At 68.8% G+C, this 23,759-nt stretch carries 17 protein-coding genes; 10 read left to right on the top strand and 7 right to left on the bottom strand.

Going from position 1 to position 23,759, the window contains the following annotated elements; translation table 11 throughout:
- Positions 1–20 precede the first annotated feature (20 nt).
- On the bottom strand, positions 21–1,976 hold the full coding sequence (locus O0S08_RS07775; protein ID WP_269038390.1) for an SMI1/KNR4 family protein: 1,956 nt from the start codon (positions 1,974–1,976) through the stop codon (positions 21–23).
- A 789-nt stretch (positions 1,977–2,765) separates the two neighbouring features.
- Here O0S08_RS07775 and O0S08_RS07770 point away from each other — a divergent pair.
- Entirely contained in the window at positions 2,766–3,719 is a 954-nt protein-coding gene (locus tag O0S08_RS07770; RefSeq protein WP_269038389.1) for an MYXO-CTERM sorting domain-containing protein, read from the top strand.
- Between the two features lie 273 nt (positions 3,720–3,992).
- Here O0S08_RS07770 and O0S08_RS07765 read toward each other — a convergent pair whose 3' ends face one another.
- Together O0S08_RS07765 and O0S08_RS07760 are read right to left on the bottom strand one after the other, a co-directional pair.
- Entirely contained in the window at positions 3,993–4,733 is a 741-nt protein-coding gene (locus O0S08_RS07765; protein WP_269038388.1) for a 2OG-Fe dioxygenase family protein, read from the bottom strand.
- A 55-nt stretch (positions 4,734–4,788) separates the two neighbouring features.
- Positions 4,789–6,624, bottom strand: coding sequence for a TolB family protein (locus tag O0S08_RS07760; RefSeq protein WP_269038387.1), 1,836 nt, complete (start codon positions 6,622–6,624; stop codon positions 4,789–4,791).
- Positions 6,625–6,978: 354 nt separating this feature from the next.
- On the opposite strand from O0S08_RS07760, the gene O0S08_RS07755 reads away from it, so the two are divergent.
- Complete coding sequence (locus O0S08_RS07755) at positions 6,979–8,475, top strand: NHL repeat-containing protein (protein ID WP_269038386.1); 1,497 nt, start codon at positions 6,979–6,981, stop codon at positions 8,473–8,475.
- 346 nt (positions 8,476–8,821) lie between these two features.
- Here O0S08_RS07755 and O0S08_RS07750 read toward each other — a convergent pair whose 3' ends face one another.
- Together O0S08_RS07750 and O0S08_RS07745 are read right to left on the bottom strand one after the other, a co-directional pair.
- Positions 8,822–9,493, bottom strand: coding sequence for a hypothetical protein (locus tag O0S08_RS07750; protein ID WP_269038385.1), 672 nt, complete (start codon positions 9,491–9,493; stop codon positions 8,822–8,824).
- A gap of 523 nt (positions 9,494–10,016) precedes the next feature.
- A complete protein-coding gene (locus tag O0S08_RS07745) occupies positions 10,017–10,298 on the bottom strand; it encodes a hypothetical protein (protein WP_269038384.1) in 282 nt (93 codons plus the stop codon).
- Positions 10,299–10,642: 344 nt separating this feature from the next.
- Between O0S08_RS07745 and O0S08_RS07740 the strand changes: the two genes are divergently transcribed.
- From O0S08_RS07740 to O0S08_RS07705, 8 genes are all read left to right on the top strand, one after another.
- The gene (locus tag O0S08_RS07740; protein WP_269038383.1) at positions 10,643–11,098 is read left to right on the top strand and encodes a hypothetical protein; all 456 of its coding nucleotides are present in this window, start codon (positions 10,643–10,645) and stop codon (positions 11,096–11,098) included.
- A gap of 15 nt (positions 11,099–11,113) precedes the next feature.
- Positions 11,114–12,433: a hypothetical protein gene (locus O0S08_RS07735; RefSeq protein WP_269038382.1), complete on the top strand. Its 1,320-nt coding sequence runs from the start codon at positions 11,114–11,116 to the stop codon at positions 12,431–12,433.
- An 11-nt stretch (positions 12,434–12,444) separates the two neighbouring features.
- Entirely contained in the window at positions 12,445–13,104 is a 660-nt protein-coding gene (locus O0S08_RS07730; RefSeq protein WP_269038381.1) for a hypothetical protein, read from the top strand.
- Positions 13,105–13,172: 68 nt separating this feature from the next.
- Positions 13,173–13,598 (top strand): hypothetical protein, encoded by a 426-nt coding sequence (locus O0S08_RS07725; protein WP_269038380.1) that lies wholly within the window; start codon positions 13,173–13,175, stop codon positions 13,596–13,598.
- Positions 13,591–15,609 carry a coiled-coil domain-containing protein gene (locus O0S08_RS07720; RefSeq protein ID WP_269038379.1) on the top strand — a complete coding sequence of 673 codons (2,019 nt, stop codon included), beginning with the start codon at positions 13,591–13,593 and terminating at the stop codon, positions 15,607–15,609. The genes O0S08_RS07725 and O0S08_RS07720 overlap by 8 nt, the downstream gene beginning before the upstream one ends.
- Positions 15,610–15,617: 8 nt before the next feature.
- Positions 15,618–16,397 (top strand): hypothetical protein, encoded by a 780-nt coding sequence (locus O0S08_RS07715; protein ID WP_269038378.1) that lies wholly within the window; start codon positions 15,618–15,620, stop codon positions 16,395–16,397.
- Positions 16,398–17,919: 1,522 nt separating this feature from the next.
- Positions 17,920–18,468, top strand: a complete 549-nt coding sequence (locus O0S08_RS07710) for a hypothetical protein (RefSeq protein ID WP_269038377.1) — start codon at positions 17,920–17,922, stop codon at positions 18,466–18,468.
- Positions 18,469–20,467: 1,999 nt separating this feature from the next.
- A complete protein-coding gene (locus O0S08_RS07705) occupies positions 20,468–21,385 on the top strand; it encodes an MBL fold metallo-hydrolase (protein WP_269038376.1) in 918 nt (305 codons plus the stop codon).
- Between the two features lie 731 nt (positions 21,386–22,116).
- Here the strand turns inward: O0S08_RS07705 and O0S08_RS07700 are convergent.
- Positions 22,117–22,638: a pentapeptide repeat-containing protein gene (locus O0S08_RS07700; protein ID WP_269038375.1), complete on the bottom strand. Its 522-nt coding sequence runs from the start codon at positions 22,636–22,638 to the stop codon at positions 22,117–22,119.
- A 319-nt stretch (positions 22,639–22,957) separates the two neighbouring features.
- Positions 22,958–23,563: a hypothetical protein gene (locus O0S08_RS07695; RefSeq protein ID WP_269038374.1), complete on the bottom strand. Its 606-nt coding sequence runs from the start codon at positions 23,561–23,563 to the stop codon at positions 22,958–22,960.
- Positions 23,564–23,759: the final 196 nt, after the last annotated feature.

Below are 23,759 nucleotides of genomic sequence, written 5' to 3'. Positions count from 1 at the left end.
CGATTCGCTACGACGCCCGGTTACTCCCAGTTCGCGCCCTGCAGATACGCAGCGAAGCTCTTGGCCAGCCGGCGGCCCGGGCCCGTCTCGTGATCGAAGTCCATCACCGCCCCGGCGTCCTTGCCGCGGAGCACCACGCACGCGTGGTTGCCCGCGCCGTCGTCGGTGATGGGCAGCCAGTCGGCCTCGAACGGCGCGCCCTCGTTCTCCAGCAGCCACGCGCGCTGCTCCACCGCCTCGGCGATCCCGTAGAGCCGACAGCCGCGGAAGCACTCGTCCTCGCCGGCGCCGTCGTGGACCGAGAACGACGCGCGCAGCTCCGCCGGCAGCTTGACCCCAAGCGCCTTCTCGGCGGCCACCAGCGCCTTCTCCGTCGCCCCCTTCGGCAGGCGGATCCCGGCCGCCCAGCTCCGCTTGCGCGCCGTCTTCCACGCCTTGGCCAGCGCCTCGGGCAGCTCCTCGAGGTCACCGTCCTTGTACGGCGCGGGCGGCGGCTTGATCCCGGCCTTCTTCTCGAGCGGCCGGCGCAGCGAACCGAGCGCGGCCCCGTGCTCGCGGCACAGCGCATTCAGCCGCTCCTTCAACGCACCGGCGGGCGCGGGGAGCGAGCTGACGATCACGTTGCAGGTCCCGATCGAGCGCCCCTGGGGCCCGTCGCCGAACGGATCGCCGGGGTTCGCGGCCAGCCGATCGATCAGGCGCGACCACGCCACCTCGACGTCGACCAGCGCATCGTCCCGGGACTGCACCTCGCGCAGCTGCGCCACCATCTCGGCCGGCGCGAGGGCGCTCATCCAGCGCTCGTTGGCCCGTCGCAGCGCCCCGGCGAAGCGCTTGCCGTCGGCCTGCTCGAGCGCCGCCGCCAGCTGGCACAGCGCGAGCGCCTCGGCGCCCTCCGCCGCGACCTCGAGGTGGGCCTCGTCGATCGCGTCCGGCAGCAGCTCCACGATCTTCTTCAGCGCCTCGATGCCGAGCGCCGGCGAGCGGCTGGCGACGAAGGCCCGCAGCTGCTCCAGCGCCCCGGGTGAATACTGGAGCCCCATCGTCGGCACCGCCTCGGCCGCGAGCGCCCGCGCGACCTCCCGATCCAGCGCCAGCGCCTCGGTGAAGATGGCCGGCCGCGCCAGCAGCGTCGGCGCGAGGTACCAGGTCGACCCTCCCTGACAGTACTTGGCCGCCAGCACCGCGAGGGCCGGGTGCAGCCCGCCGGCTTCGAGCGCGGCGGCGACGCTGCGCGCCCGATCGACGCCGAACTCGGGCTGCAGGTCCTCCTCGCCGAGGCCGAGGTGCAGAGCGAGCTCCCGCGGCTCGCGGCAGGCGATCCACAGATCCAGCAGCTTGCGGCTGATGCGGGGGTTCCAGCGCTCGACGGCGCCGGTCAGCGCGTCGCTCACCACGCCCGCCGGCGAGGAGTAGTATTCGCTCTCGGCCTCGCGGATCGCCGCCGGGATCGGCCCGTCCTCGCCCTCCAGCCACGCCCGCGCCGCGGCGGCGACCTCGGGCGAGAAGTGCTCCTCGAACGGCGCCATCGCCCGGGCGATCGCGGCCGCGTCGTCGATCGGCGCGCGCCCGGCCGAGAGCTCGGCCGCGTCGGCCACAGTGAGCCCGGCCTTCTCCAGCGCCCCCCGCACCGCCGCGCGATCGGGGCTCGCCACGACCCGCGGAGTCAGGTTGCAATAGCTGAGCTCGGTCACGAACGGCTCGCCCTCCGGCGCCTGAAAGATGGTGCCGAGCGCCCAGCACAGCGCGCGCAGCTCGGCGAGCGTGCGCGCGTCGCAGCGCGCGATCATCTTCTCGTCGTCGTGCTCGATGACCGGCAGACCCGCCAGGGCCGCGGAGACGCGGTCGCCGAGGTCGTCGGCGCAGATCACGAAGACGAAGCGGCGCGCCTCGTCGGACAGGGGGACCAGCGGATCGACGACGGCGCGCAGGACGGGCACCTCGTCGGGGGCAGCGAGGATGGCGTGGATCGACATGACGCGCGCGAGCTACCTCGCCGCGCGCCTCCCGTGCAAGTCCAATTTCCGTGGAGCCGCCCTCCCGTCACGGCGCCGATCACCGCACAGCCGACCCCAAGGGCGAGCAAACTCGCGGACGTGCCCTTCGGTCCTGTGAATCCGACCTCCCGGGCGGGCTCTCCGATCATGCCGGCAACAGACGCGAGCATCCGCGGAGGTCGCCGGCTCCGCTGGTCGGCAGATGCCGGTCACCGCCGCTCCTGACCCCGATGCCGGCGCACTCGCGGGACCGCAGGCCCTGGATAAATCCGTCCGGCACCTCGAGTCGTCGCCAAGTCCTTCATGACGACATCCGCCTCCAGCCACTCGAGGTCGACGTTGTGCCAATGCGCTCCGGGTGCATTCATTCGCCCGCGCTCACGACCCGACCGGCTAGCCATTGGCGCCTGTCCCTGCTCGGCCGGCGACAGTCGACTGTCCTCCCGCGACCACAGCCGCGCCGTCCCGGCACGAGTGCGCGCCGGGTGCATCCATTCCCCTTTCGCTCACGCCACCGCCGTCGCCTTCATCGCATCCCCGCCGGCGCTCGGGCCGGTCCCCGATCAGCCGCGACACCGGCCCCGGCCGCAGCCGCGCGTCCCGGCACGAATACACTCCGGGTCCATCCATTCGTCCTCGCTCACGACGCCGCCGTCGTCCTCGCCGCGGCCCGACCGGCAATTGACGCCTGTCCCCGATTGGCCGCGGCCTTCCCTGCGACAAATTTGTCATGTTGACCGCATTTCTCGCGGTTGCTACTCCCCGCTCATGGCTTCGCTTGGGCATTTCACCCTCGGCTGTTCCTTCGCCTTCGCGCTCATGAGCGCGGCGCGCCCGGCCGGCGCGGTCACGACCGGCGAGACGGACACCGACGATCCGCCGCCGGTCGGCACCATCACCATCGTCGAGCCGCTCGACGGCGAGGTGTTCACGCTCTCCCCCGGCGAGGAGAACAAGCTCATCGAAGTCACGATCGAGTGGACCGCCCTGCCCGCGCACGAGATCAGCCTCCACGTCGACGGCGAGCCGTTCCAACCGATGTGCCCCGACCTGCCGCCGTGCGTGGTCGACGTGCTCCTGGACGCCGGCGAGCACAAGCTCGTCGCCACCGGCATCTCCGATCCGGCCACCTCCAACGAGGTCACCGTCCAGGTCGTCGAGACCGGCGAAGGGCCCGACCTGGACCTCGAGATCCTCAAGCCGGCCGACGGGGCCGTCTTCGTCGGCTCGCCCGACGCCGTGGTGCCCGTGACGATCGCCGGCGACGTCGAGGAGGTCGAGCTCCTCGTCGACGGCGCGGCGGTCGACGTGAACTGCGACGCCTTGCCGTGCCACCCCGATGTCACGCTCGCCCCCGGCCAGCACCAGCTGGTGGCCCAGGGCATCGCGGAGAACGCCGAGGGCTTCGTCATCGTCGAGTCCCCGGCCGTCAACGTCGAGGTCACGGTCGACGAGGAGGCCACCGACGGCGCCGCCACCGACGGCGCCGCCACCGACGGGGCGACCTCCGACAGCCCCACCGAAGGCTCCGCGAGCGAAGGGCCCGCGACCGACGGCACCGACGGCTCGGGCAGCGACGGCTCGGGCAGCGACTCCGCCTCCGGCGGCGACCAGGACGACGACAAGGGCTGCGGCTGCAACGCAGGCCCGAGCGGCCTCGACGTCCTCGGCCTGGCCGCCGTCGTGCTGCTGGGCCCCTGGGGCCGCCGTCGTCGCCGCTGAGGCGACGCTCGCCGCTCGGGCTCGCATCGCCGGAAGGCGGCAGCCCGCGCCGGGCACTACGGGAGCAGCCCCGGCCGTCGCCGAAGCAGTCCCTTCGAACATGTCCTTCAAGTCATTGATAGGACATCCTCGGGACCTCGCCGTCGACCGATGGATCGCGTGCGATGTGGAGGTCGTGGCGCCGTCGACGACCTCCACGACATGGACATGCTCGTCGTCGCCGGCCGGCGCGAAGGCCTCGGCGCTGCCGAGCCGCCGCCCCGGAGCGCTGCTTCAGGCCGGGCCTTGAAAGCCGCCGGCGCGGAACGTCAGCACCAGCGTGTCGCGGTGCCCGCCGGCCTCGTCCAGCGGCTGGATCGGCGTGGTCTCGTGGATCACCCGCACGTCGTCGAGGAGCAGCAGCGTCCACGGCTCGGTCATCATGAAGCGCAGGCCGTGCGGACCGTCGGCCTCGAACACGCGCGTCTCGCCGCCCTTGATCGCCCGGCGCGCGACCAGCAGCACCGCGACGAAGTCCACCCCGTCGCGGTGCGCTCCCTCGGGGGTCGGGCGGCCGATCCCGTCCGAGGTGTCGATGCGGAACTGGTGCGCCTCGACGTACCAGCGCGGCACCGCCGGCGCGAGCGCGCTGCACACCGCTCCCAGGCGCCGCAGCAGCGCCGACCACACCGACCGCTCCGTCACCTGCGGCTGCATCGGCGAGAACCACCGCTCCAGGCCGCCGTGCAGCGCGTTGTACTCCAGCGGCTGCCAGTGAGCGCGGTGCGGCGTGATCTCGACCCGCCCGCCCTCGACCACGAAGCAGGAGTGGCGCCTTCGGCGGTAGCGACCACCGTCGCGCAGGTACGTGTCCGGCGGCAGATCGTCCCAGGTCGGCTGCAGCGCCTGGAGGCCGCCGAGCCCCTGGGGCAGCCAGGATCCCAGGGCTGGGGCGGACACGATCGCGTAACCATCGCGGCGGAGGGCTGCCTCGACGTCCGCAGGGTCGGTGTAGGGAGGGGGCGGCGGGAGCATCGCGGGACGGCGGCGAAGGTACCAGCATCGCGGCCCGCGCGTGGCTCGGCGCGAGTCACTGCGGCGTGGGCAGCGAGCGGGCCGCCGTGAGCGTCCAGCGGGTCCGATCGATCGGGAAGGTCGTCGTGAACACGAGCGAGCGGCCGTCGGCGGAGAACCGCGGGCCGTGATCGTCCAGGTCGTTGTGCGTCAGCGTCCGCATCGGCCCGCCCGCGAGCGGCACCACCACGATCTCGTGGCGCCCCGTGAAGCGTGAATCGCTGGCGAACGCGACGAAGCGGCCGTCGGGCGCGACCGCCGGGCTCGTCACGTCGACGTTGGGAGTCAGCGGCGCGAACGTCCAGCCCGCGGTGTCGGTGAGCGTCACCACCAGCGACTGCGTCCCGTCGCGCACGGCAGCCGGCTGGCCCTTCATGTTCACGCGCGCGGCCGCGGCGGCCACCAGCGCGGGCACCGGCGCCGGCAGGTCGACGCGGAACAGCCGCTGCCCCTGGTCGCCCGTGGTCGTGACCAGCAGGCGCGGCCCCGACGGGCCCGGCGGCGCCGCCGCGATCTGGGTGATCCCCGACGACCCGTCGAACCTGGCCGCGTCGACGCGCAGCGCCCGGTCCGGGTGCGCCGTGGCGAGCAGGATCAAGCTGTCCCGAAGGCCAGCCTTTCCCGGCGACTCGATCGCCGCCAGCGCGTCGTCCGCGAGCCACGTCGGCACGGTGAAGATCGACCGCGCGCGCACCAGCTCGTGCGGCGCCTCGTCGTTCGGCTTCACCAGGTACACGGTCCCCTCGCCGGAGGTCCGGTCCGCGCGGGCCACCGCCCCGGAGCGGTGGGGTCGCCCCATTTCGGCCGGCGCCAGCGGGACGGAGATCTCGCCGAGGAGGTCGAACCGACAGCCCTCGCCCGCGAGGCGAAACAGCTGCGCGCGGCCGCCTGCGGCGATCAGGAGCGCGTCCCCCTCCGGCGACGCCACCACCTCGGCCCTGCCGATCGAGTCGTCGAACGTGCCGCCGGCGAGCGACGTGCACTGCACGCGCCCGGTCCGCGGATCGGCGCCCGGCGGGACGTACAGCCAGCGGGCGATCGGGTCGATGTCGAGGCGCCCGCTGAAGCTGTCGCTGAAGCGCACGGCGCGGACGAGGAGGAGCAAGCCGCCATCGGCGAGCGGCGTCGGGATCGCGCTCTCGTGCACCGTCCCGAGCAGGTCCGGCCGCGGCTCAAGCTGCTCGCGGTCGTTCAGCGTGGCGCGGGCCCGGGTCTCGATCCCCTCGATCGCGACCTCGGCGGCGGGGATCGCCTCGAGCGCGAGGATCCCGGCCTGCACGCGGTCGCGCAGCTCCACCACTTCCTTCGAGGCCGCCACGTCCGCGCGCGTCAGCTCGGCCAGGGCCTCCTGGGCGAACAGCGCGGCGAGCAGGTCGAGCTCGGGTCCCTGCCGCGCGGGCGACGGTGGCGGGTTGACCGTGAGCACGTGGGGAGACGCGCGGTCGCCGGCGCTCACGACGGCGAAGCGGTGATGAGGCGCGAAGGTCGGCAGCCCGCCCGCGATGTCGACGCCGGAGAAGTCGACCACGGCCGGCTCCTCGAAGGCCACGTACGCGAACCCGGCCCAGTCGGCCAGCTTCAACGCGGCCGCGGCTCCGGTCTCCGCGGCGCCGGGCAGCGTCCGCTGGAGCTCCTCGAGCAGCTCCGGCATCCGGCCCTCCTGCGCCTCGAAGCCCCAGCCCGCGAGCGAGGGCCGGTAGCGGGTCCCGGACGCGTTCACCACCAGCACGCGGTCATCCGCCTCGGCGCGGCCGATGCCCCGCCTCCAGGCCGACCACCACGTCGCGCCGAGGACCACGACCAGCACCCCCGCCAGCGCCGCCACCTTGCCGAGGTGACCACGACGGAGCACGTCGAGTTCGCTCGCGGAGCGAGCCGCCGAAGGTTCGTGGGCAGCCACCGCCCTCAGCTTCGCACACTCGCGGTCGCGCCTGCGCGCGCAACAGCGCGCCTCGCCGACCCGCGCCTCGCGGGTTCGAACAGACGACGCCGCGGCGCGCCGCGAGGCTCGAAGGCCGCCCTGACCCATGGCCGACCCCATGGGGTCGTCCCATGGGGTCCGACCCTCCGCAGGGGCCCCTCGCGGCGACATCCCACGACTTTTGCCGGGCGTGGCCCTTGCTGAGGCGGCGCCGGCGGTCTCGCTCGGGCCCGGCCCGAATGCTGCGAGTCGCCCATCGATTACGGACACAAGGGACAACGACAAATGCGCTCGAGAATCGACAATCATGGTCCTGGCTTTTTCCGCCACCTCGCCGCGACGAGCACGATCGTGGCCGCGCTCGCCGCATTCGTGCCCGACGCGCACGCCGACCCGACGCGGATGTGGGGCACCTTCGACGGTGGTTCGGGGATCGACGCCGCCCGCGGGGTCGTCATCGACGACGACTTCAACGTCATGTGCGTCGGCCAGACCACCTCCGAGGCCGGGATCGCGGCCGACGCCGAGCACGACGGCGACTACAACGGCGGCCACGACGCGTTCATCACCAAGTTTGACGCGATCGGCCAGCAGATCTGGGGCAACTACTACGGCGGCAGCGGCGACGACGTGTTCCACGACGTCCTGTTCGACGAGGTCGAGGGCACGTTCTACGCCGGCGGCGCGACGCGCTCGGCGAACACGGTGAACGACCTCATCGCCACCGCCGGGACCCATCAGGTCGCCCTCGACGGCGACAGCGACGCGATGCTGGTCAAGTTCCGCGCCAACGGCGGGCGCCTGTGGGGCACCTACTTCGGCGGTGACGGCATCGAGGAGGCCTTCGGCGCCTGCCTCGACTCGGAGGGCAACGTCTACATCGTCGGCACCACGACCTCCGAGGACATGTTCGCCGGCATGCCCGGCATCATGCCGTGGGACGGTGATCTCGACGGCGACGTCGACGCCTTCGTCGCCAAGTTCGACGGCAGCGACGGGACGCTGCTGTGGGGCACCTATTACGGCGGCGTGGGCGGCGAGACGAAGGCGCTCGACTGCGCCGTCGGCTCGGACGACGCCGTCTACGTCGCCGGGCACTCCGAATCGGCCAACAACGAGACGGGCGGGCTCCACTTCGACACCTACGACGGCGGGCGAGACGCCTTCCTCGTCCGCTACAGCTCGCTGGGCATGCTCGAGTGGGCCACCTATTACGGCGGCACCGGCGTCGAAGAGGCGCGCGGGGTCGCGGTCGACGTGGCGGGCCCCGACGACCTCGTGTACCTCGTCGGCCTCACCGGCTCGTCCAGCGACATCGCGGTCAACTCGACGACGAGCAAGAGCGGCTCCACCGACGCCTTCCTGACTCAATTCGATGTCGACGGCGACATCCTGTGGGGGCGCTACTTCGGCGGCGCCGGCCTCGAGCAATTCGAGGGCGTCGTCGCCGACGGCACCGTCCACGCGTCGGGCGCCACCTCGTCGACCGGGCTGTTCTCGAACGGCTTCGACAACGCCCACGACGGCTCGGCCTGGGACGGGATGTTCGCCACCTTCGAGAACGACGGCAGCTTCGTGTGGGGCTCGTACAACGGCGGCGACGGGCTCGACGAGTCGGTGCTCGCGGTCGACCGCCGCTTCGACTCGCTCGTCGGCGTCGGCGCCACCCTGTCGACCACCAACACCGGCATCAACGCAAGTACCTTTCCGGGCGTGGTCCACGACCCGACCGACAACGGCGACTACGACATCTTCATGACGTTCGTGCGCCTGTTCTCGTGACCGCCGCGCGCCCGGCGAATGAGCGTCGAGCTCCTTCGGGCGCAATCGAGCGATTCATCACACATCGCGCAGTCGGCCGGACTACGGTGAAAAACCCCGACGGCATTCATGAGCGCCGCATCGATGGGAAGCTGCCGAATGCGGAAATTCGCCGGCACGCCGCACACAGCCTCCAGAATGACCGCCCCCCGACCTCCGGCGATGTCGGGTCCCGCGTCCTGGCACCAAACCGACATCCACCGTGAAGGCGCCTGAAGCTGACCGGAAGGACAGAGAGGGCTGATCCCGACGACCAGCCCCCTCTGCCTTGTCCGCTGGGGACGCCATGTCGGGCATTGCGCTCCGCTCACCTCGTGCCGGGGTGCGGCTGCGGCGAGGTCACGGACACGGTCACCTCGTAGTCGGCGGAGATCTGCAGCTCGTAGCGGCTCACCCCCAGCCCGTGGCCTACGGTGACCCAGAACACCAAGGTCGCCGCGTCGCCCCGGCGCACGAGCTTGGGGGGCGCGACATCGTCGCCGTCGTACAGCTCGTTGAGATGCTGGCTGAGCCCGTGATAGCTGCGCTGATCGAGCAGCTGCTGGTCACGCGACAGCAGCGCGACCGCGATCCACGACAGGTCCTCCGGGCTCGCCGAAGGATCGGGTCGCACGGCCTCGAGGCTGCGATAAGCCCGGGACAGCTCCACGAGCGGCTCCCCGGTCACCACGCTCGCGTCCGCCCGCACGACCCAGTACCGCAGGCTGCCATGGCGGACGTCCTGTTGCTCGCCCGCGAACACGGTCCAGCCGGGCGCAGATACTCGGAGCTGCTTGAGATAGAACTTGGTGCCGGGCCAGCTCGCTCGCAGGTGCCGCTTCAGCACTCTCAGGGCGCGCTTGGACTCGGCGTCTCGCGGCGGGTTGACGCTCATCGTGTAGCACCCGGCCATGCTCGGGGCGACTCCCAGCCACGCGCCCAGGGCGAGCACCGCCGCGCGGCGACGGGTGCGTGCAGATCTCAAGTCGAAAGCGGGCACACGGAGAGTCTACAGGTACAACCCCTGCCGCTCAAACCATGCCTTCACGACCCGGGCCAACCACCTGAGCGCGAGGATCGATATTTCGGCATCGACGCCGCCCCACTGGCATGAACCTTACAAAGGACCCGCCGCAGCGCGCTCAAAGCCCTCCGAGGCGGCTGCAGCGGTCGTCCCGCACGGGTGCGCCGTGCTCGAATGACCGTTCATCTCCCGGACCCTGGCTTCCTCGCCACAAGCCTCGCGCCGACACCAGCACAGCCCTCGATTCTCGAGACCATGTGCGCGGCCTTGCTTGCCTGTCCGCGAGGACAGACAAGGCACCGGCGGGCGAGCCCGCCGCGCTGCGCTCCGCGGTGTCCCCGACCTCCGGCCTGCGGCGCACTACACGTCGGTGAGCGCGACGGACTCGTGTTCCGGGAGGCTCCGCGCGCGGCGCGAGCATCCGAGACGACGCCGAAGGTCACTCTCGCCCAGCGCCCGCCGGCGAGCCTCGGGACCTGGATCGGGCGCGTGACCTGTTTCACCACGGCTGCTCGTTCGGGGCAATGCAGCCGACGGTAGAGGTGTCGCCGTCCGGTCTTGAGGAGTTTATGGTGACCGTCGCAGACCTCGCCGCCGCCGAGTACCAGGAGATCGGCTGCGCCCTCTCCATCGAGGGCGGGAGGCGGCGCCCAAATACGCTACCGACTCGCGCCCCCACGTCATTGATCTTCTCGGTCTCGGCGGCGAATGCAATGGGGTCGAAATCGTGGTCGACCCAACCCTCTCGGGCTACGACCCCGACGAGCCCGATTACGCTCATGCGTGCTCCTGCGCCTGCGACTGGGCACAGGAACATCGCTCGAGCACGTGAGACGGCGCACACTCTCTCCGTATTTGTCTTCATTCCCCCGAGAGTATCTCCCGAGCGTGAAGCGGCGCCGACTGGATCTCCGCGGGGAATACGGCCGCTCGCAATGCCGGGCGCGTTGAGGATGTGATGATGTCCGACCACCGAATGTACTCTGTCGAATGCGCCCTGGCCGTCCGCGTCATTCCCAGGGGGGAGCGCTGCGCGGCCGGCTCGCTCCGCGGAACCTCCGAACTGCGCGTTCTCCAGCACGGCGCGGACGAGAACGCCCTCCATCTTTCCGGGTGTGTGACCTCGTGACTCCGACGACCTCATCGGCACTCTCGCTCGCATTCAAGACCGCGCTCGAGGCGATCACGCCCAGCGCCGAGCCACTTTCACCGTGGACCTTCACCTCGGGCCCGCGAGAACAGGGCACCGCACTCCACCTGCTCGGTACTGCCCTACGCAGCTTCGATCTCATCTTCGAATCGGGCTCCGAGTCACGGCTCTGGTATGGAAATGGTGTCGCGTACACCTGCCGTCTGCGAATCGCCACCAGCTACGCGGACCTGGCCCCGGACGTACGCGACCACATGATCATGGACGACGGCGTGGACCTCACCCGCATGTTCATGCAGCTCGCCGAGCCGACCGTCGCTGGCTTCGCCTATGCGGTCTACCAGCGGGCCGGACAGATCTACCTTGACGAAGGGTCGAACGCGATGGTCGAGCATCTGTTCGATCTCCACTGGTCACAGAACATCGCCTGACAGAAAGCGCAGCATATGGCCCACAGTCACAACAAGTCCAAGTTCCTCATGTTCTTCCCGGAGACGACCGTTTGCCAGCCCCCCCAGGCTCCCGACAATTGGGGGACCTCGGGTACGCGGGTCGAGTTCATCTCGGTCGATTGCCAGCCGAAGCAGGAGCTCATCGTCGACCCGACCGCGGAGGCCAACCCGCTCGCCATCGGCAAGCGGACCAAGCGGAAGGGCATCCGCAACGTCGAGTGGTCGATGGTGCTGAAGATGCACGGCATCGGTAAGACGACGACGGTCGGCACACAGGCCACAGCGACATACTTGAGCACCATCCTCGGCTGGTGCCTCGGCAACACCCATCGGACCTACTCCCGCGCGGTCGCCTCGTCCGCCGATCCAGCCACGCTGACGCTCGCCGCGGGAGACACCGTCGGGTTCATCCCCGGCTGCATGATCGCCGTCGAGGACACCACCTCTCCGTCCGACGAGGACCTGCACAAGCTCCACTTCCGCCGCGTGCTCTCGGTCAACGGGGTCACCCACACGATCACGCTGTCGGAGGACCTGCCGTTCGCCCCGGCGCCGACGGACGTCATCCACGCGACGATCACCGCGTACGTCGATCGTTCGGTCCTGAAGGACGCCGTCGGGGCCCCGGGCCGCACGTTCAACTGGCTGTTCCGCAACGACGAGAGCGGCACCGATCTCCTGTGGCAGCTGGAGGGCACCGTCGCCACGCTGGCGCTTCAGAACCTCGCCCGCGGTCAGCTGCCGCAGCTCGCCCTCTCGTGCATGTCGGGGAACTTCTCGCACACCGCCGACGATGGCCTGTCGGCGGTCACCATGCCGCCGGCCGAGGGGACCAGCGCGCAGCTCGCCATGGGCATCGACGTGCAGTGCTCGATCGGCGCCTATGGCGTCACCGACATCGCCGAGGTCGAGGCGAACGCTGTCGCCTTCGAGACCGGCATCACCCGCTCGAAGGTCGAGACCGCGACCGAGAAGACCGATCGCTTCGAGGGGCTTGCGACCTACTCGTACAACGCGACCGAGACCAAGTTCAACACCACGCTCGTCCCGTTCGACCCCGCGTGGTACGCGGGGCTGAATGACGACGCCGAATTCCGCATCAACTACTATCAGCCGGGGCCCGGCCCCCAAGCTGGTGGGAAGGCGTGGTGCCTCCACATCGCTCGCGCCCAGATCGCGGCGACGCCGACGCGCGCGGATGTCGGCGACGTCAACGGGGTCGCGGTCGAATTCTCGGCGATGATCCCGAGCGACTGCACCGGCGGCTCCAACGAGCACATCGAGCAGAGCCCGTTCCTCATCGCGCTCGCCTGAAGGACTGACCCATGCTGAAGGGCCTCCGAGTACCAACCCACCGCGTCGACGCTCCCGGCCAGTATGTGCTCCCGCACGACGGAGCCTGGGACAAGGAGCGCATCACCGCCGAGCGGGCAGAGCTCGCCGAGATGGCGCTCGCCAAGCTGAAGACGGAGGCGGTCGCCCGGGCGTCCGCCGAGCTCGGTCGGGCGCTCACGGACGACGAGCGTGCCACCGCCGAGGGCTCGTGCGTGCTCGCCGAGGATGAGCGCGAGCGCGTCGAGGCGCGGCACCCGGTGCCGCGCTACCTCGACGGCGACACGCGCTTCGACCCGCAGGCGCTCGACCAGTCCCCCCGGGGGCCGGTCCGCGCGTTCGACTACTTCCGCGAGGGAGCCGAGCCGACGATCTTCCACCTGCGCCGGGTCGGCTTCCACACGCGAATGCGCATCGAAGCCGCCCGGGACGCGAGCCATCGCTTCATCTTGTGGGTGAAGGCCGGCGTGGAGGCGATCACCTGCGGGACCCAGACGCTGTGGCAGGCGACCGAGCACGAGCGCGAGCTCTCCGACGAATGGCTCGAGAGCATCTCCTCGGCCGAAGGCGGCGCGCTCCTCAACATCGTCTTCATCGCCGGCGCGTGCTCGAAGTACAGCCGGCCGCTCGACGAGGCCGAGGGAAAGCGCTGAGGCTGTGGGGTTGGCGCCACGACCCGGTGCCCACAGCCGAAGGTGGGTCGCACGAGCTCCATCCATGCGTGCACCTGTGCCGCAAGGCGTGCTCGAACAAGCTGATTCCCGCGGCGCAGGCGGCCCGCAATTGCGCGTTACCCTGGTTCGATCAGCGGAAGTGGACCAGCGCGAAGGTCCGCCCACGATGGATGGGCCTTCCGCCCCGCCTGGACATCGACGAACGCGGCGCGGAAGCCAAGCCGGCCGAAGACGTCGAGAACGAAGGGTGCCCCGGGTCATGGTATCGCACGCCGTTCATCGATTCAGTGCTCCGATATCGTCGCCGCCCGACCGAGGGCGGCGGTCGGGTGTCGAGCCCGTTCCTCGAGCGTTGCCTGGACGAGCTGGTCCTGGAAGCGATCCAACTGATGGAAGCCTACGAGGATTCCTGGCACGCAGAACATCTCCATCAGATCAGGCTGACGTTTGATCGGAAAGGCGGCTATGCTTAACAATGACCCTCACGCGGATCTCCCGAATCAATCGGGCCCTGGCGATTTTCCCCTCGCATACGTCCGGGAGATCGAGCTCGCGCGCGCGGCGATCGAGCACCTCAACAAGGCCACGGAGGCGACGGACGATGCGGTCCGAAAGCTCGAGAGAGCGCAGGTCGAAGCGAACGCCGTCACCAAGGCATTCGGCGCTCGCAGCGAGGAAGCAGCCGACGCCACCAAACGCCTGAAAGCCGCACAGGAGGCCGCTGCCCAGGCGGCGGACGCCAATGCAAAGGCGACCAACGACGCCCGCAAGGCGGTCGATGCCGCTGCCAAGGCCACCAACAACCTGAGCCCCGAACTCGGGAAGTTGCGCGACGGCTTCGAGGAGTCCAGCAAAGCGGCCGAACGCGCCGCCAAGAGCCTACTCGATGTAGAGCGCGGGGAAGACGCGGTCCGCGAAAAGGCCAAATCTGTCTTGGGCGGGGCGAAAGACCTGGCCGGCATGGCCGTGGACGTCTTCAAGTGGGCCGCCGAGCACAATTCGGAAGTCGGCGCGGGCTTCGAACGTCTGCAGCAGTCTGCCGTAGAACTGGGCGAGACCCTGCTCGAGGGGGCAATCGCGAGAGGTATGGCGAACATCGCCCATAGCCTCGCCGAAGGCGCAGAGCGGCTCACCGAGTGGTTCGGGGGGATGCGTGATTACGCTGCCGAGCTCGGAGCCTACACGAAGGCGCATGCCGACGCTCTGCCGTGGCTCACCGACGTGGCGCGGCAGACGATGCTCACCGCCGAGGCGCAAGCGATCTTGAACGAGCAGCTGCGCGTGAGCCGGATTATACGCGAGGAGCAGGCCCAAAAAGAAGGCGTCTTGGCCGGTCTGGCCGAACGTGACAGGCGCGAGCGCGAAGCCCGGAAGCGGGACTATGACGGCAGGCAGAAGAGCAGCGACGCCGCGGCAGCGGCCGCGGAGGAGGCCGCTGCCTCGCGCCGCGGCCGCGGCCGCAGCAGGGCTCCAGCAGAGGACCTCACGGCATCGCCGGTTTCTCGCGACTACGTCGGCCCCGAGGAGGTCTCGGTCGAGGCAGACGTCTATGAACGCGAGGTCGCGCTGCGCGAAAAGCGGATCGAAGTGATGGGCCGCGAGCTCGAAGCGCTCGAGGCGAGGGGCATCGCCGAGTCCGAGCAGATCGACTTCATCCTCTACAACGTCGAGATCGAATCCGAGACAGCTCTCGCGCGGGAAGCGTTGATCGATCAGCGCATCGCCGCCGAGGAGCGCCTCGCGCGCTGGCAGATCCAGAACGCGCAGACGTTCGAGCAGCGAGAGAAGGCCCAGACCCGGCTCGAGCAGATCGAGCACCAGAAGCGCCTCGTCGGGCTGAAGAAGACCGCGGACGTGGAGGAGAAGGAGCAGGAGAAGCGGAAGAAGACCATGCAGGTGGTCTCGGGCGCCGTGACGGCGCTCGGCGAGGGCATGGCCGACGCGCTCGAGCGGATGGCACAGGGAGAGAAAGGCGCCATCGCCTCGATGCTCAGCGAGCTCCTCAAGGGCGTCGCCAAGAAGCACGCCATCCTGGCGCTCGGTGAGGCAGCGCTGGCGATCGGGGCCGCGGCCTCGTACCGGTACGCGGCCGCGGCCCAGCACGGCACGGCTGCAGCCCTTCATATCGGCGTCGCAGCGGCCGCCGCAGGCGGCGCCATCGCGGCGGGCGCCATCGCCGAGTCGCGCGGCGCAGGTGGTGGCGGTGGCGGCGGCTCGTCGGGTCAGAGCGCGCTCAACACGGCTCAGTCCTCGGGGGGGTCCGGCGGCGGCGGTGGCGGCGATGAAGGGCTCGAGGCGCAAGACGTCCCCATCTCGCACGAGCAGCTCCGCCGCGGCGACGCCTCGTCAGGTGGAACCGGAGGCGCGAAGATCGTGATCAACAATCCTCATATCTATGGCGCCGGCGGCCTGAAAGAGTTCGCCGCCACGCTGCGTACCGAGATCGAGCGGCAGGACCGCGGCGGCCGCAAGCCGAGGTTGTAGGAGGTTCGATGGCCATCAAAACTGCATGGGTGATCGGCTCTGTCAAGGGCATGAACTACAACGTCACGATCGTGGGTTCCCCCTCCACGACCGTCACCGGTTCGCGCTATCTCTACCACCCGACCAGCAGCCGCTCGCTCCTCGGCGGCATGGTCTCGGCGATGAGCTTGTCCGGGGTGGACAATCCGATCGCCGTACTCACACGCGACCGTAAGGTCAGGCTCTCGGCGACCGAGGCCTTCGCCGTCGACTGGGGAGGCGACCCGACTCTCATGAACCTGCTCGGATTCACCGGGGACCTGCCGCTCTCGCTGACGCATACCGCGACGAACGTCTCGCCGCTCCTCTTCTCCCCGGGCAAGCCGCTCCTGTCCGAGCTCTCGCCGCGAGGCACGCTCGGCATCCGGCGACCGCTGGCCTATTACACCATGAGCCCAAGCGACGGATCGACCTTCGTCGTCAGCCATGGCGACCGGACCGATCAGCGGTTCTCGGCCTCGCACGTCGACATCGAGCGCGTGTTCACGTCCGACGAGGCCGGGGGAGAGTGGGTGCGATGGTTCGATGAGGTCGCGGCCAAGGGGTACCAGTTCTACGTCTACCTCGATGTGAACGAGGAGGCCGGCTCATCCGCGATCGCCTCGCTCTCCGATGGCCTCGGCCCGTATGTTTGGGTCCCGAGCGCGAGAGCGCCGTCCTGGGACTACCGCCGCGCTCGCGGGTTCGACTGGACCGACTTCCTCGCCGACGTGTCGCTGCCGTGCCGTGACGCCCCTGAGTACAGTTGAGAGGCATTCACAGCGGGTGCGCACAACAGCCTCCCGCCCACCGGCGAGGCGGAGAGAGCGTGGTGACGTGATGGCTCCTCCAGCGCGAATCGGTCTCCCTCATCCCTGGGATCGCTTCGACGATCGAACTCGAGGCAGGAGCCGAGGGCGGTAGCTCCGTTCGCCCGGAGCTGTGCGGGGGACAGCTCGAGCTCGAGGACGAAGGGCCGTGCCTACCGCGATTCTGCCGCCGGCAGATCCGACTCAGCGTGCTCTGGCCGTGGAGGCGGACGGCGACCCGGTCGATTCGAGCCTGCTGCGTGCGGACGAGCAGCCGCGTGTTGGCTCGTGGCGCGAGTGGCCCGCAGGACCACTCATGGGCACGGTTTCATGACGCAGGTCTCCGGCCAGGGCACGCTCGGATTCAAACCGCATTGCCGCGCGAAGGACGCGAGTGTCACCCATCTCCTGGCCACCGGGGCCGACTGTTCAGTCCGGTCGCCGTACGGAAGGCCGGAATGTCGTGAAGGGCGGACCCCGTGATGAAAACACCGCGTGAAGGCGAGCGCCCCCGACCGGCGGCTCGGCCATTGTCAGCCAAGCGGCGACCTCGAACCGAATGTACCAGCGATCCTGACCTGTGGTGTGACGAGTTCCTCTCGCGCATTGTGCGGACGCGTCAGGTCGAGCGGGGCTTTGTCGCGCGAGCGAGTCTTGTGCGATAGTGTGACTCGACGATACAGGTTGGCGCGTCCGACGCCTGAGGGAGTGCGCAATAGCCCGCAGCGGGCGACGCGCCGCCAGTGCGACCGATTTCGTGAAGTGGCAGCCGCGCTCGCGGCAGTCATTGTCAGTTCGTCGATTGACGAGCGCCCAGCAATGCGGCATTCGCGGGAGTGCATCTCGCGCGGCGATAACGCGCCGTGAGCCGACGCGACGGGCACCTGCGAAGATTTTGTTTGGGCGGCCGCGTGGCCGCTGCTAAACAAAAGATGGTCCGACTATCCGAGACGCTCCAGCGGTACACTGCCGCCACTATCAGGAGCGCAAGAGCCGCTTGACAGACCGACCAGGCATGGGGGCACGTTCCGGCTATAGCCCGCCAGCGTCGGAGGCAGAAGCGACATGAACTTCTTGGACGCAATCGACCTCTACATCACTACCTTGATCGACGAGACGAGGGATCTCGATATTCGGTCGCGAACGAGCCCGTCGCGCTCGCTGGTGTCCTCGATCTCGCCAGGAGCGGCGCCTTCGACCGCGCCGGGACGACCATCCGCCGACGGCCCATGCTGGGAAGAGGCCCGCCTGCCACGGCGCCGGCCGCTCCAAGGCGGGCCGGAGGCACCGGGCTCCGGCCGCCGCCACGAGACCACGCGCAGGCCGCTGAAGTCTCGCGCCCATAGACCGCCAGAACTCGACGGAGCATAGCTACGCGGCGCGCGGGATCGCGTCGTTCGGGAGTGACCGCGCCCGTTCGGAACAAGACGTCCGCAGGGCGGTAGGATGTTCGCCCGTTTGTTGGGCATGGACGAGATCAACGATGTCATCACGTTCTTTGAAAGCACGTATCGTCTGCCAGGAGATCGAAGCAACAGTCATTCACTGCATCGCTCGGGACCTCGACGTCCCGATTCACGCTGCGAGCGTCATCCGCCGCCTCTTCCTGGTCGAGGGTTGCGCCGGTGAACCACTGTGTGTCGAGGTCTTCGGCTCTGCACACCACACGCCGACCGGAGAGCGGGGTGAGCCGGACCTTCAGGCCCCTGCGCCGCCAACGGAGCGGCACGAAGAGGACCTCGGCGAGGCCCCCCAAGACATGTATCTCAACGATGGCGTGCTCGCCAGCGTCGCCGCCGGCCTCGTGCGGCCGGTAGGCGGCCCGTTCAAACGCAACAGGTCTTCGAAGTCGATCTACCGTTATATGCGCCTCACCGCCACCGGCCGAATCCTCGCCGCTCAGTACATCCGCATGGAAGCGGCGGCGAAGGCCCGGAAACTCTGCCTCGCAGCGACCCCCTTCGAGGATCAGGTCAAGCAGGACCATCGCGACGGTCGACTTTCGCTCAAGAGCCCGAAGCCTTCCCGCTGACCTCGAAAACGCGCGAGAGGTGCACCGATGTCGAAGAGTCCACATGAGCTCGGCATTCATGGAACCGTCGATATGTACCGCCGCGGCGGGTGCCATTGCGAGCCTTGCACCGCCGCCTTCATGCGCAGCGTTCCCCACGGCACGCTGTCCGGGTCCCGCCACCACGGCTGCACGTGTGATCGATGCGCAACAGCTCGGCGGAGGTACGGGCGAGCGTATGCGAGACATTCGACGGCGAACCCTTCAGCAGACCCATCGCCGCCGCCGCCGCCCCGTCCGGCCCGGTCGGTGGAACTGATTCGCGTCGCTCTACGCGCATACTACGACACCCACCGCGCCTTCCCCGACCGAAAAAGCACCGAAGGTCTACAGAATAGCACCTGGGGAGCCGCCCAGAAGTGGCTCCGCGGACGCGGGCTCACGTTTCGCGGCCTGCTCGGGATGGCGGCGTGGCGCGAACACACCAGCGCGGAATTCGAATGGAGTGTCGACGTGATCTACGCTGCGGCCTGCGTGTTCATTGCCAAGCACGGGCGGTGGCCGACCAGCAAGGATGGATCGATGGCCGAGCTCGGCGGCCGCACCTGGGGCCGCGCGAACGGGTGGCTCCGCGGACAGGGACTCACGCTCGCTACAGTCGCCTTCGCTATGAATCGGGGGGAGGATCGCCAGGGCCTCACTCCGCGTCGCCCAGCGCGTTCCCAGGCGCTCTGATCCCGGACCGCCTTTCTCCTCTGGACCTTCCACGGCTTTCGGTGTAAACATTTCGCTGTGCCTCAAAACTCAATGAATTCTTGGCCGCGAGATCAATATACCGGCGCCGGCGGAGGCCTCTACATCGGCCCGGGCGGTGGCCTCCACACGGGTCCTGGCGGCGGGGCATACGCCGGTCCGGGTGGCGGCCTCTATGCAGGCTCGGGTGGCGGCATCTATACAGGGCCGGGTGGCGGCCTCTCCACCGGTCCGGGCGGTGGTCTCTATGCCGGTCCCGGTGGTGGCCTCTACGCAGGTCCGGGCGGTGGCCTCTACACGGGCCCAGGCGGCGGTCTCCACGCCGGCCCCGGTGGTGGCCTCTACGCGGGCCCTTGCGGAAATCCTTACCGTAGCAACTGGCCGCCACCGACAGAACTGTTGAGATACCTGCTCGACCACCAGATGCACGACGTCATTCGCGTCCTGCAGCCTTGGTTCGGCGTGCTCGCAGTGCAGCGCAGGTGAACACGTCGCCATGGCGATACCGGCGCTGGTATCCCGGCTGCCACGTCCAATCTTCCGCCGCCCGGCGCGGCGACGCTCCACTGCACGCCGGAGCAGCCGGTACCCTATCGAGAACGCGCCCCCGAAGCTCGCTTACATCGCAGACCGGCAAACACAAGGTCCTCGCGGTGGGTCAGGGCACTCGCTACGACCTATTCGCCGCCCTACGTTCCCCACTGCCCGAGTCCCTGGCGCGGCGATGCGAGCATTCGTACAGTCGCAGGCGCGGACAAGGCTCGAGCGACGCGCCCTGCCACCGGCTCGCCTGCAGTCTCGCGGCCCGGATGGGCTCGCCGGCCGTACGCGGCCTTCGAGGGAAGCATTTGGGGGCGGCATTGGCGGCTACATCAAGGCGCCGGCGTGGATCCGCGGGTGCACCCCGAGCAACCGCAGCACCTGGTCGTCGACTGGCATCAGCTACTCGAACGGCGCTGGTCGAGCTCGGCCTCGTGCGCCGCCGCGATCCGACAACGGCCAGCTCGATCGAAGTCGAGGCCCAACGCCGCGGGCAACAGGCCTACGGTCGGGGTCCCGCCACGGCCTCGGAGACCGACGCCGGAGGATCGACGAGCGAGACTGAAGGCCCGCACTTATCCTTTGGTGCAAATCAGGCACCACAGTGATCCCCTCGGCGTGCCTACCGCACAGTACGCTCCCTGTCTACGATGAAGACCAGCCAATTGCTGCCAGTCGCCCGACTGGCATGGCCCGCCCAGGCGGGCCGTTTCATGGAGGTTTCATCATGTTTGCAGTAGATAACACCGCGCACCAGGGTAGCCAGCAGTTCAACGAACTGGTTCCGTCCCGCTACGCGCTGCAGGTCGGCGAGATCGACGTGCTGGTCGTCAGCGACGGCGTGCTGCCGCTGCCCACCGCGACCATGGCCACCAACGTTGATCCGGCCGACCTGTCGGCCTGGCTGGACCGCATGTACATGCCGCAGGACGCGTTCGACTGGCCGCTGAACGTGATGGTGGCGCGCAGCGGCGAGCAGATCATCCTGGTCGACGCGGGCCTGGGCGGCCAGTACGCTGGCTTTCCCCGCGCCGGCCAATTCCCCCAGCGCCTGAAGGCGGCCGGCATCGACCTGGCGGCCGTCACCGACATCATCATCACCCACATGCACATGGACCACGTGGGCGGTCTGCTGGTGGACGATGTGAAGCAGCGCCTCAATCCCGATGTGCGCATCCACGTGGCTGCCGCCGAGGTGGAGTTCTGGGGCACGCCGGACTTCTCCCAAACGTCCATGCCTACGCCGGTGCCGAACGTGCTACGCACTACCGCCACGCGCTTTCTGGAAGAGTACCGCGACCGCCTGCGCATTTTCCAGGACAGCTACGAGGTGGCGCCAGGCGTGGTGGTTCGCCTCACCGGCGGCCACACCCCTGGCCACAGCGTGGTAGACCTGGCGTCGGACGGCGAGCGCCTGACCTTCGCCGGCGACGCCATGTTCCTGGTCGCGTTCGACCACCCGGACTGGCACAACGGATTCGAGCACGACCCGGAGGAGTCGGCGCGCGTGCGCATCGGCTTGTTCCGCGAACTTGCCAGGACGGGCGGCCTGCTGGTGGCGTCGCACTTGCCGTTCCCCTCCGTCGGCCGCGTGGCTATTGAAGGTGAAGCCTTCCGCTGGGTACCGGTCATCTGGGATTTCTGATCTCATCCACAGGCAGGCGGAGTGAGGACTAGCACGGTAGGAGCCCGGGTCGCCCCGGGCCCCCCGTACAGATCCGGACGTGCGGAACTACCGCATCCGGCTCCTGCCCTGGGTTCTGGCGCTGAAGCGCACTGCGGGATAGGGATGAGTGATTCGCGCGAGAGGTAGCATCATTCGATGAGGCGGGACGTGCGATCCCAGAGGACGCGTGTCCGTTCGCTCCGTCGCTCCAACGCCCGCTTCCAGATCCGTCCGACAACGAGGCGAAACGCCCCGATCGCATGGCTGTTCGTGGGCACGCCGAAGTAGGCGGTGTGCCCTCGCACGACCGCTCCGAGGCACCGTCCCATCATCGGGATCGACCACTCCGAGTCAACAGATGGAGCGCTTCGGGGAGTCGGCCGTCCGGCTCGGTTGCAGACGCTCGCTCACCGCGGCACCAGGGCGACTTCGGGGTGCGACGTATCGGTCCCCGGCGGCACTCGTGGGCGACGGGGTGTCCCCCGGACGTCCGAACAGGTACGCGAAGGCCTCGTCGTGGCTGCGGAGGAGGGCTCCCAGCTCGCGCCAGGCGTCACCGTTACCTTCGGTTTCGTCGCCACACGGACGGTCTTCCGGGAGGCGGAGGTCTGCGAGCGCGAACTGGCCCGCAGACCGACCCGCCGAACGATGGGACCGCCGAGCCAGCCGCCCGCCGCTGCTCCCGTTCACCGAGCGCGGAATGACAGGGATCACTGCGGGGCGCACTGAGTGTCTCCCAGAATCGGGGAGTTGAAGGTGGTCCCGTTCCGACTCGTGCCACACAGGTTCGCGTGCCGCAGATCCGCACGGTTGAACGCGGCGCCGTCCAGATTCGCGCCACCTAGGTTCGCGTTGCTCAGGTCGGCGCCGGTGAACACCGCGCCGCTGAGGTTCGCTCCGGCGAAGTCCACGTGGCGCAGGTCGGTCCCGTAGAATTCACTGTTCGAGAGGTTGGCGCGCTGTCCCGTCTCTGGTAGAGGGCTGAACTTGGTGTGCTGGAAGTCCGCCCCATAGAAGGATGACCGGCTCGCGTCCACGCCTCTGAGGGACGCATGGTGGAAGTCTGCCCCGTAGAAGTTGCTGTCGTGGAGGATGCACCCGTCGAGGACCGCCTCTCCGAAGTCTGCTCCGCGAAAGTTCGAGTAGGGTTGATTGCAGCCCGTCCAGTTCTCCTCGCCGTGATACTGACCGACGTAGTCCCCACCGAAAGCCACGGCCGAGAACAGCGACACGGCGACCAGAGCCACCAACGAAAACCATTTACACATGCGTTCATCCCCCTGAAGCCCCGCCGATCGCTCTTCTTGGACGAAGGCGATGCGGAGGACCGATGATACGGACTTTAGAAGCCGAAGAGGTACCGTACAGATGCCCCTGCCAATGCCTGGCTCAAGAATCTCGGACCAACTCGCAGGCTTGAATGCCCGGACCTCCCGAGCGGTGATTTCTGCCCTGTCGGCGCTCACGGCTGCGCCTGCCCGCCAGGCGACGACCGGCGCCCTTACGGCTGCGAGTCTTGTATCATGGCTCTCGGCCAGCGGACAGATCTCGTCACATCCTGCAAACATAAAAGCGCTTATTGTCGCAATTCGACCCTTCGCATTCTGCGGCCTGCGCGAAATAACCCGCGGCGAAACGCAGCTCTCCGCCATTTTCCTCCGAGACCCAACCCGTCCAGTGACAATCTTGGGGTTGCGCGGCGGGGTTGTACCCACAGCGGAGGGCGATGGCATCGCAATACCCCCCCTCGCACGAGATCCCCGTCATCCAATGGCCCGCTGGACAGAAACCTTGCCGCTCTTCCTCGGAAAAATGTGGCGTCCAGCGTGTATCTGAGAACGACCCGCCGGTGGGAGCGCACCAGAGGCTGATATCGTCACAGAATCGTTCGTGGCACCGCACACCGTTCACCGCGCTGCCTTCGGGACACTCCACCTCCGCCGGGTCTGTATCCTCCGAAATGTAAGGGGTCCAGTCGCGCGGCTGAAGCACCTCGCCATCGCCGCTCGCTACACTTGATTCATTCCGGAACGATGCGCCCGAAGCGTGGGAGGAGAGCGACAGAGGAGCCACGGCCGAGATCGCGACAAAGAACAGTTCTGCTTTCTTCATGCTCATCCTTTCATTGGGCTGCCTCATGATGGTGAGGCGTTTCATCGCGCTGTCTAGCGAGCGGCCGGAAATTGGCGATATCCACATCTCGTCATCTCTCGACGCCGGACCCGACGGGAGACTGATATCGGCGAGGCGCCCACAGCGCGACGGTCGAAAGGGGCGCTTGGCGCGCCTCCCGTCGACTACGAATGAACGAACGGCATCCAGCAGGGCGAATACACTCGTGCCGACATGAGAG

Origin of the sequence: Nannocystis punicea, assembly GCF_026965555.1 — a bacterium.
Classification (GTDB): domain Bacteria; phylum Myxococcota_A; class Polyangia; order Nannocystales; family Nannocystaceae; genus Nannocystis; species Nannocystis punicea.
The sequence above is the reverse complement of the archived record's forward strand: the minus strand, read 5'-3'. Positions and strand labels throughout refer to the sequence as shown.

Bases quoted from the DNA above. Each gene is read 5' to 3' on its own strand.
- O0S08_RS07775 (WP_269038390.1), bottom strand. From the start codon at position 1,976: ATGTCGATCCACGCCATCCTCGCTGCCCCCGACGAGGTGCCCGTCCTG.
- O0S08_RS07770 (WP_269038389.1), top strand. From the start codon at position 2,766: ATGGCTTCGCTTGGGCATTTCACCCTCGGCTGTTCCTTCGCCTTCGCG.
- O0S08_RS07765 (WP_269038388.1), bottom strand. From the start codon at position 4,733: ATGCTCCCGCCGCCCCCTCCCTACACCGACCCTGCGGACGTCGAGGCA.
- O0S08_RS07755 (WP_269038386.1), top strand. From the start codon at position 6,979: ATGCGCTCGAGAATCGACAATCATGGTCCTGGCTTTTTCCGCCACCTC.
- O0S08_RS07745 (WP_269038384.1), bottom strand. From the start codon at position 10,298: ATGAGCGTAATCGGGCTCGTCGGGGTCGTAGCCCGAGAGGGTTGGGTC.
- O0S08_RS07735 (WP_269038382.1), top strand. From the start codon at position 11,114: ATGGCCCACAGTCACAACAAGTCCAAGTTCCTCATGTTCTTCCCGGAG.
- O0S08_RS07730 (WP_269038381.1), top strand. From the start codon at position 12,445: ATGCTGAAGGGCCTCCGAGTACCAACCCACCGCGTCGACGCTCCCGGC.
- O0S08_RS07720 (WP_269038379.1), top strand. From the start codon at position 13,591: ATGCTTAACAATGACCCTCACGCGGATCTCCCGAATCAATCGGGCCCT.
- O0S08_RS07715 (WP_269038378.1), top strand. From the start codon at position 15,618: ATGGCCATCAAAACTGCATGGGTGATCGGCTCTGTCAAGGGCATGAAC.
- O0S08_RS07710 (WP_269038377.1), top strand. From the start codon at position 17,920: ATGTCATCACGTTCTTTGAAAGCACGTATCGTCTGCCAGGAGATCGAA.
- O0S08_RS07705 (WP_269038376.1), top strand. From the start codon at position 20,468: ATGTTTGCAGTAGATAACACCGCGCACCAGGGTAGCCAGCAGTTCAAC.
- O0S08_RS07695 (WP_269038374.1), bottom strand. From the start codon at position 23,563: ATGAAACGCCTCACCATCATGAGGCAGCCCAATGAAAGGATGAGCATG.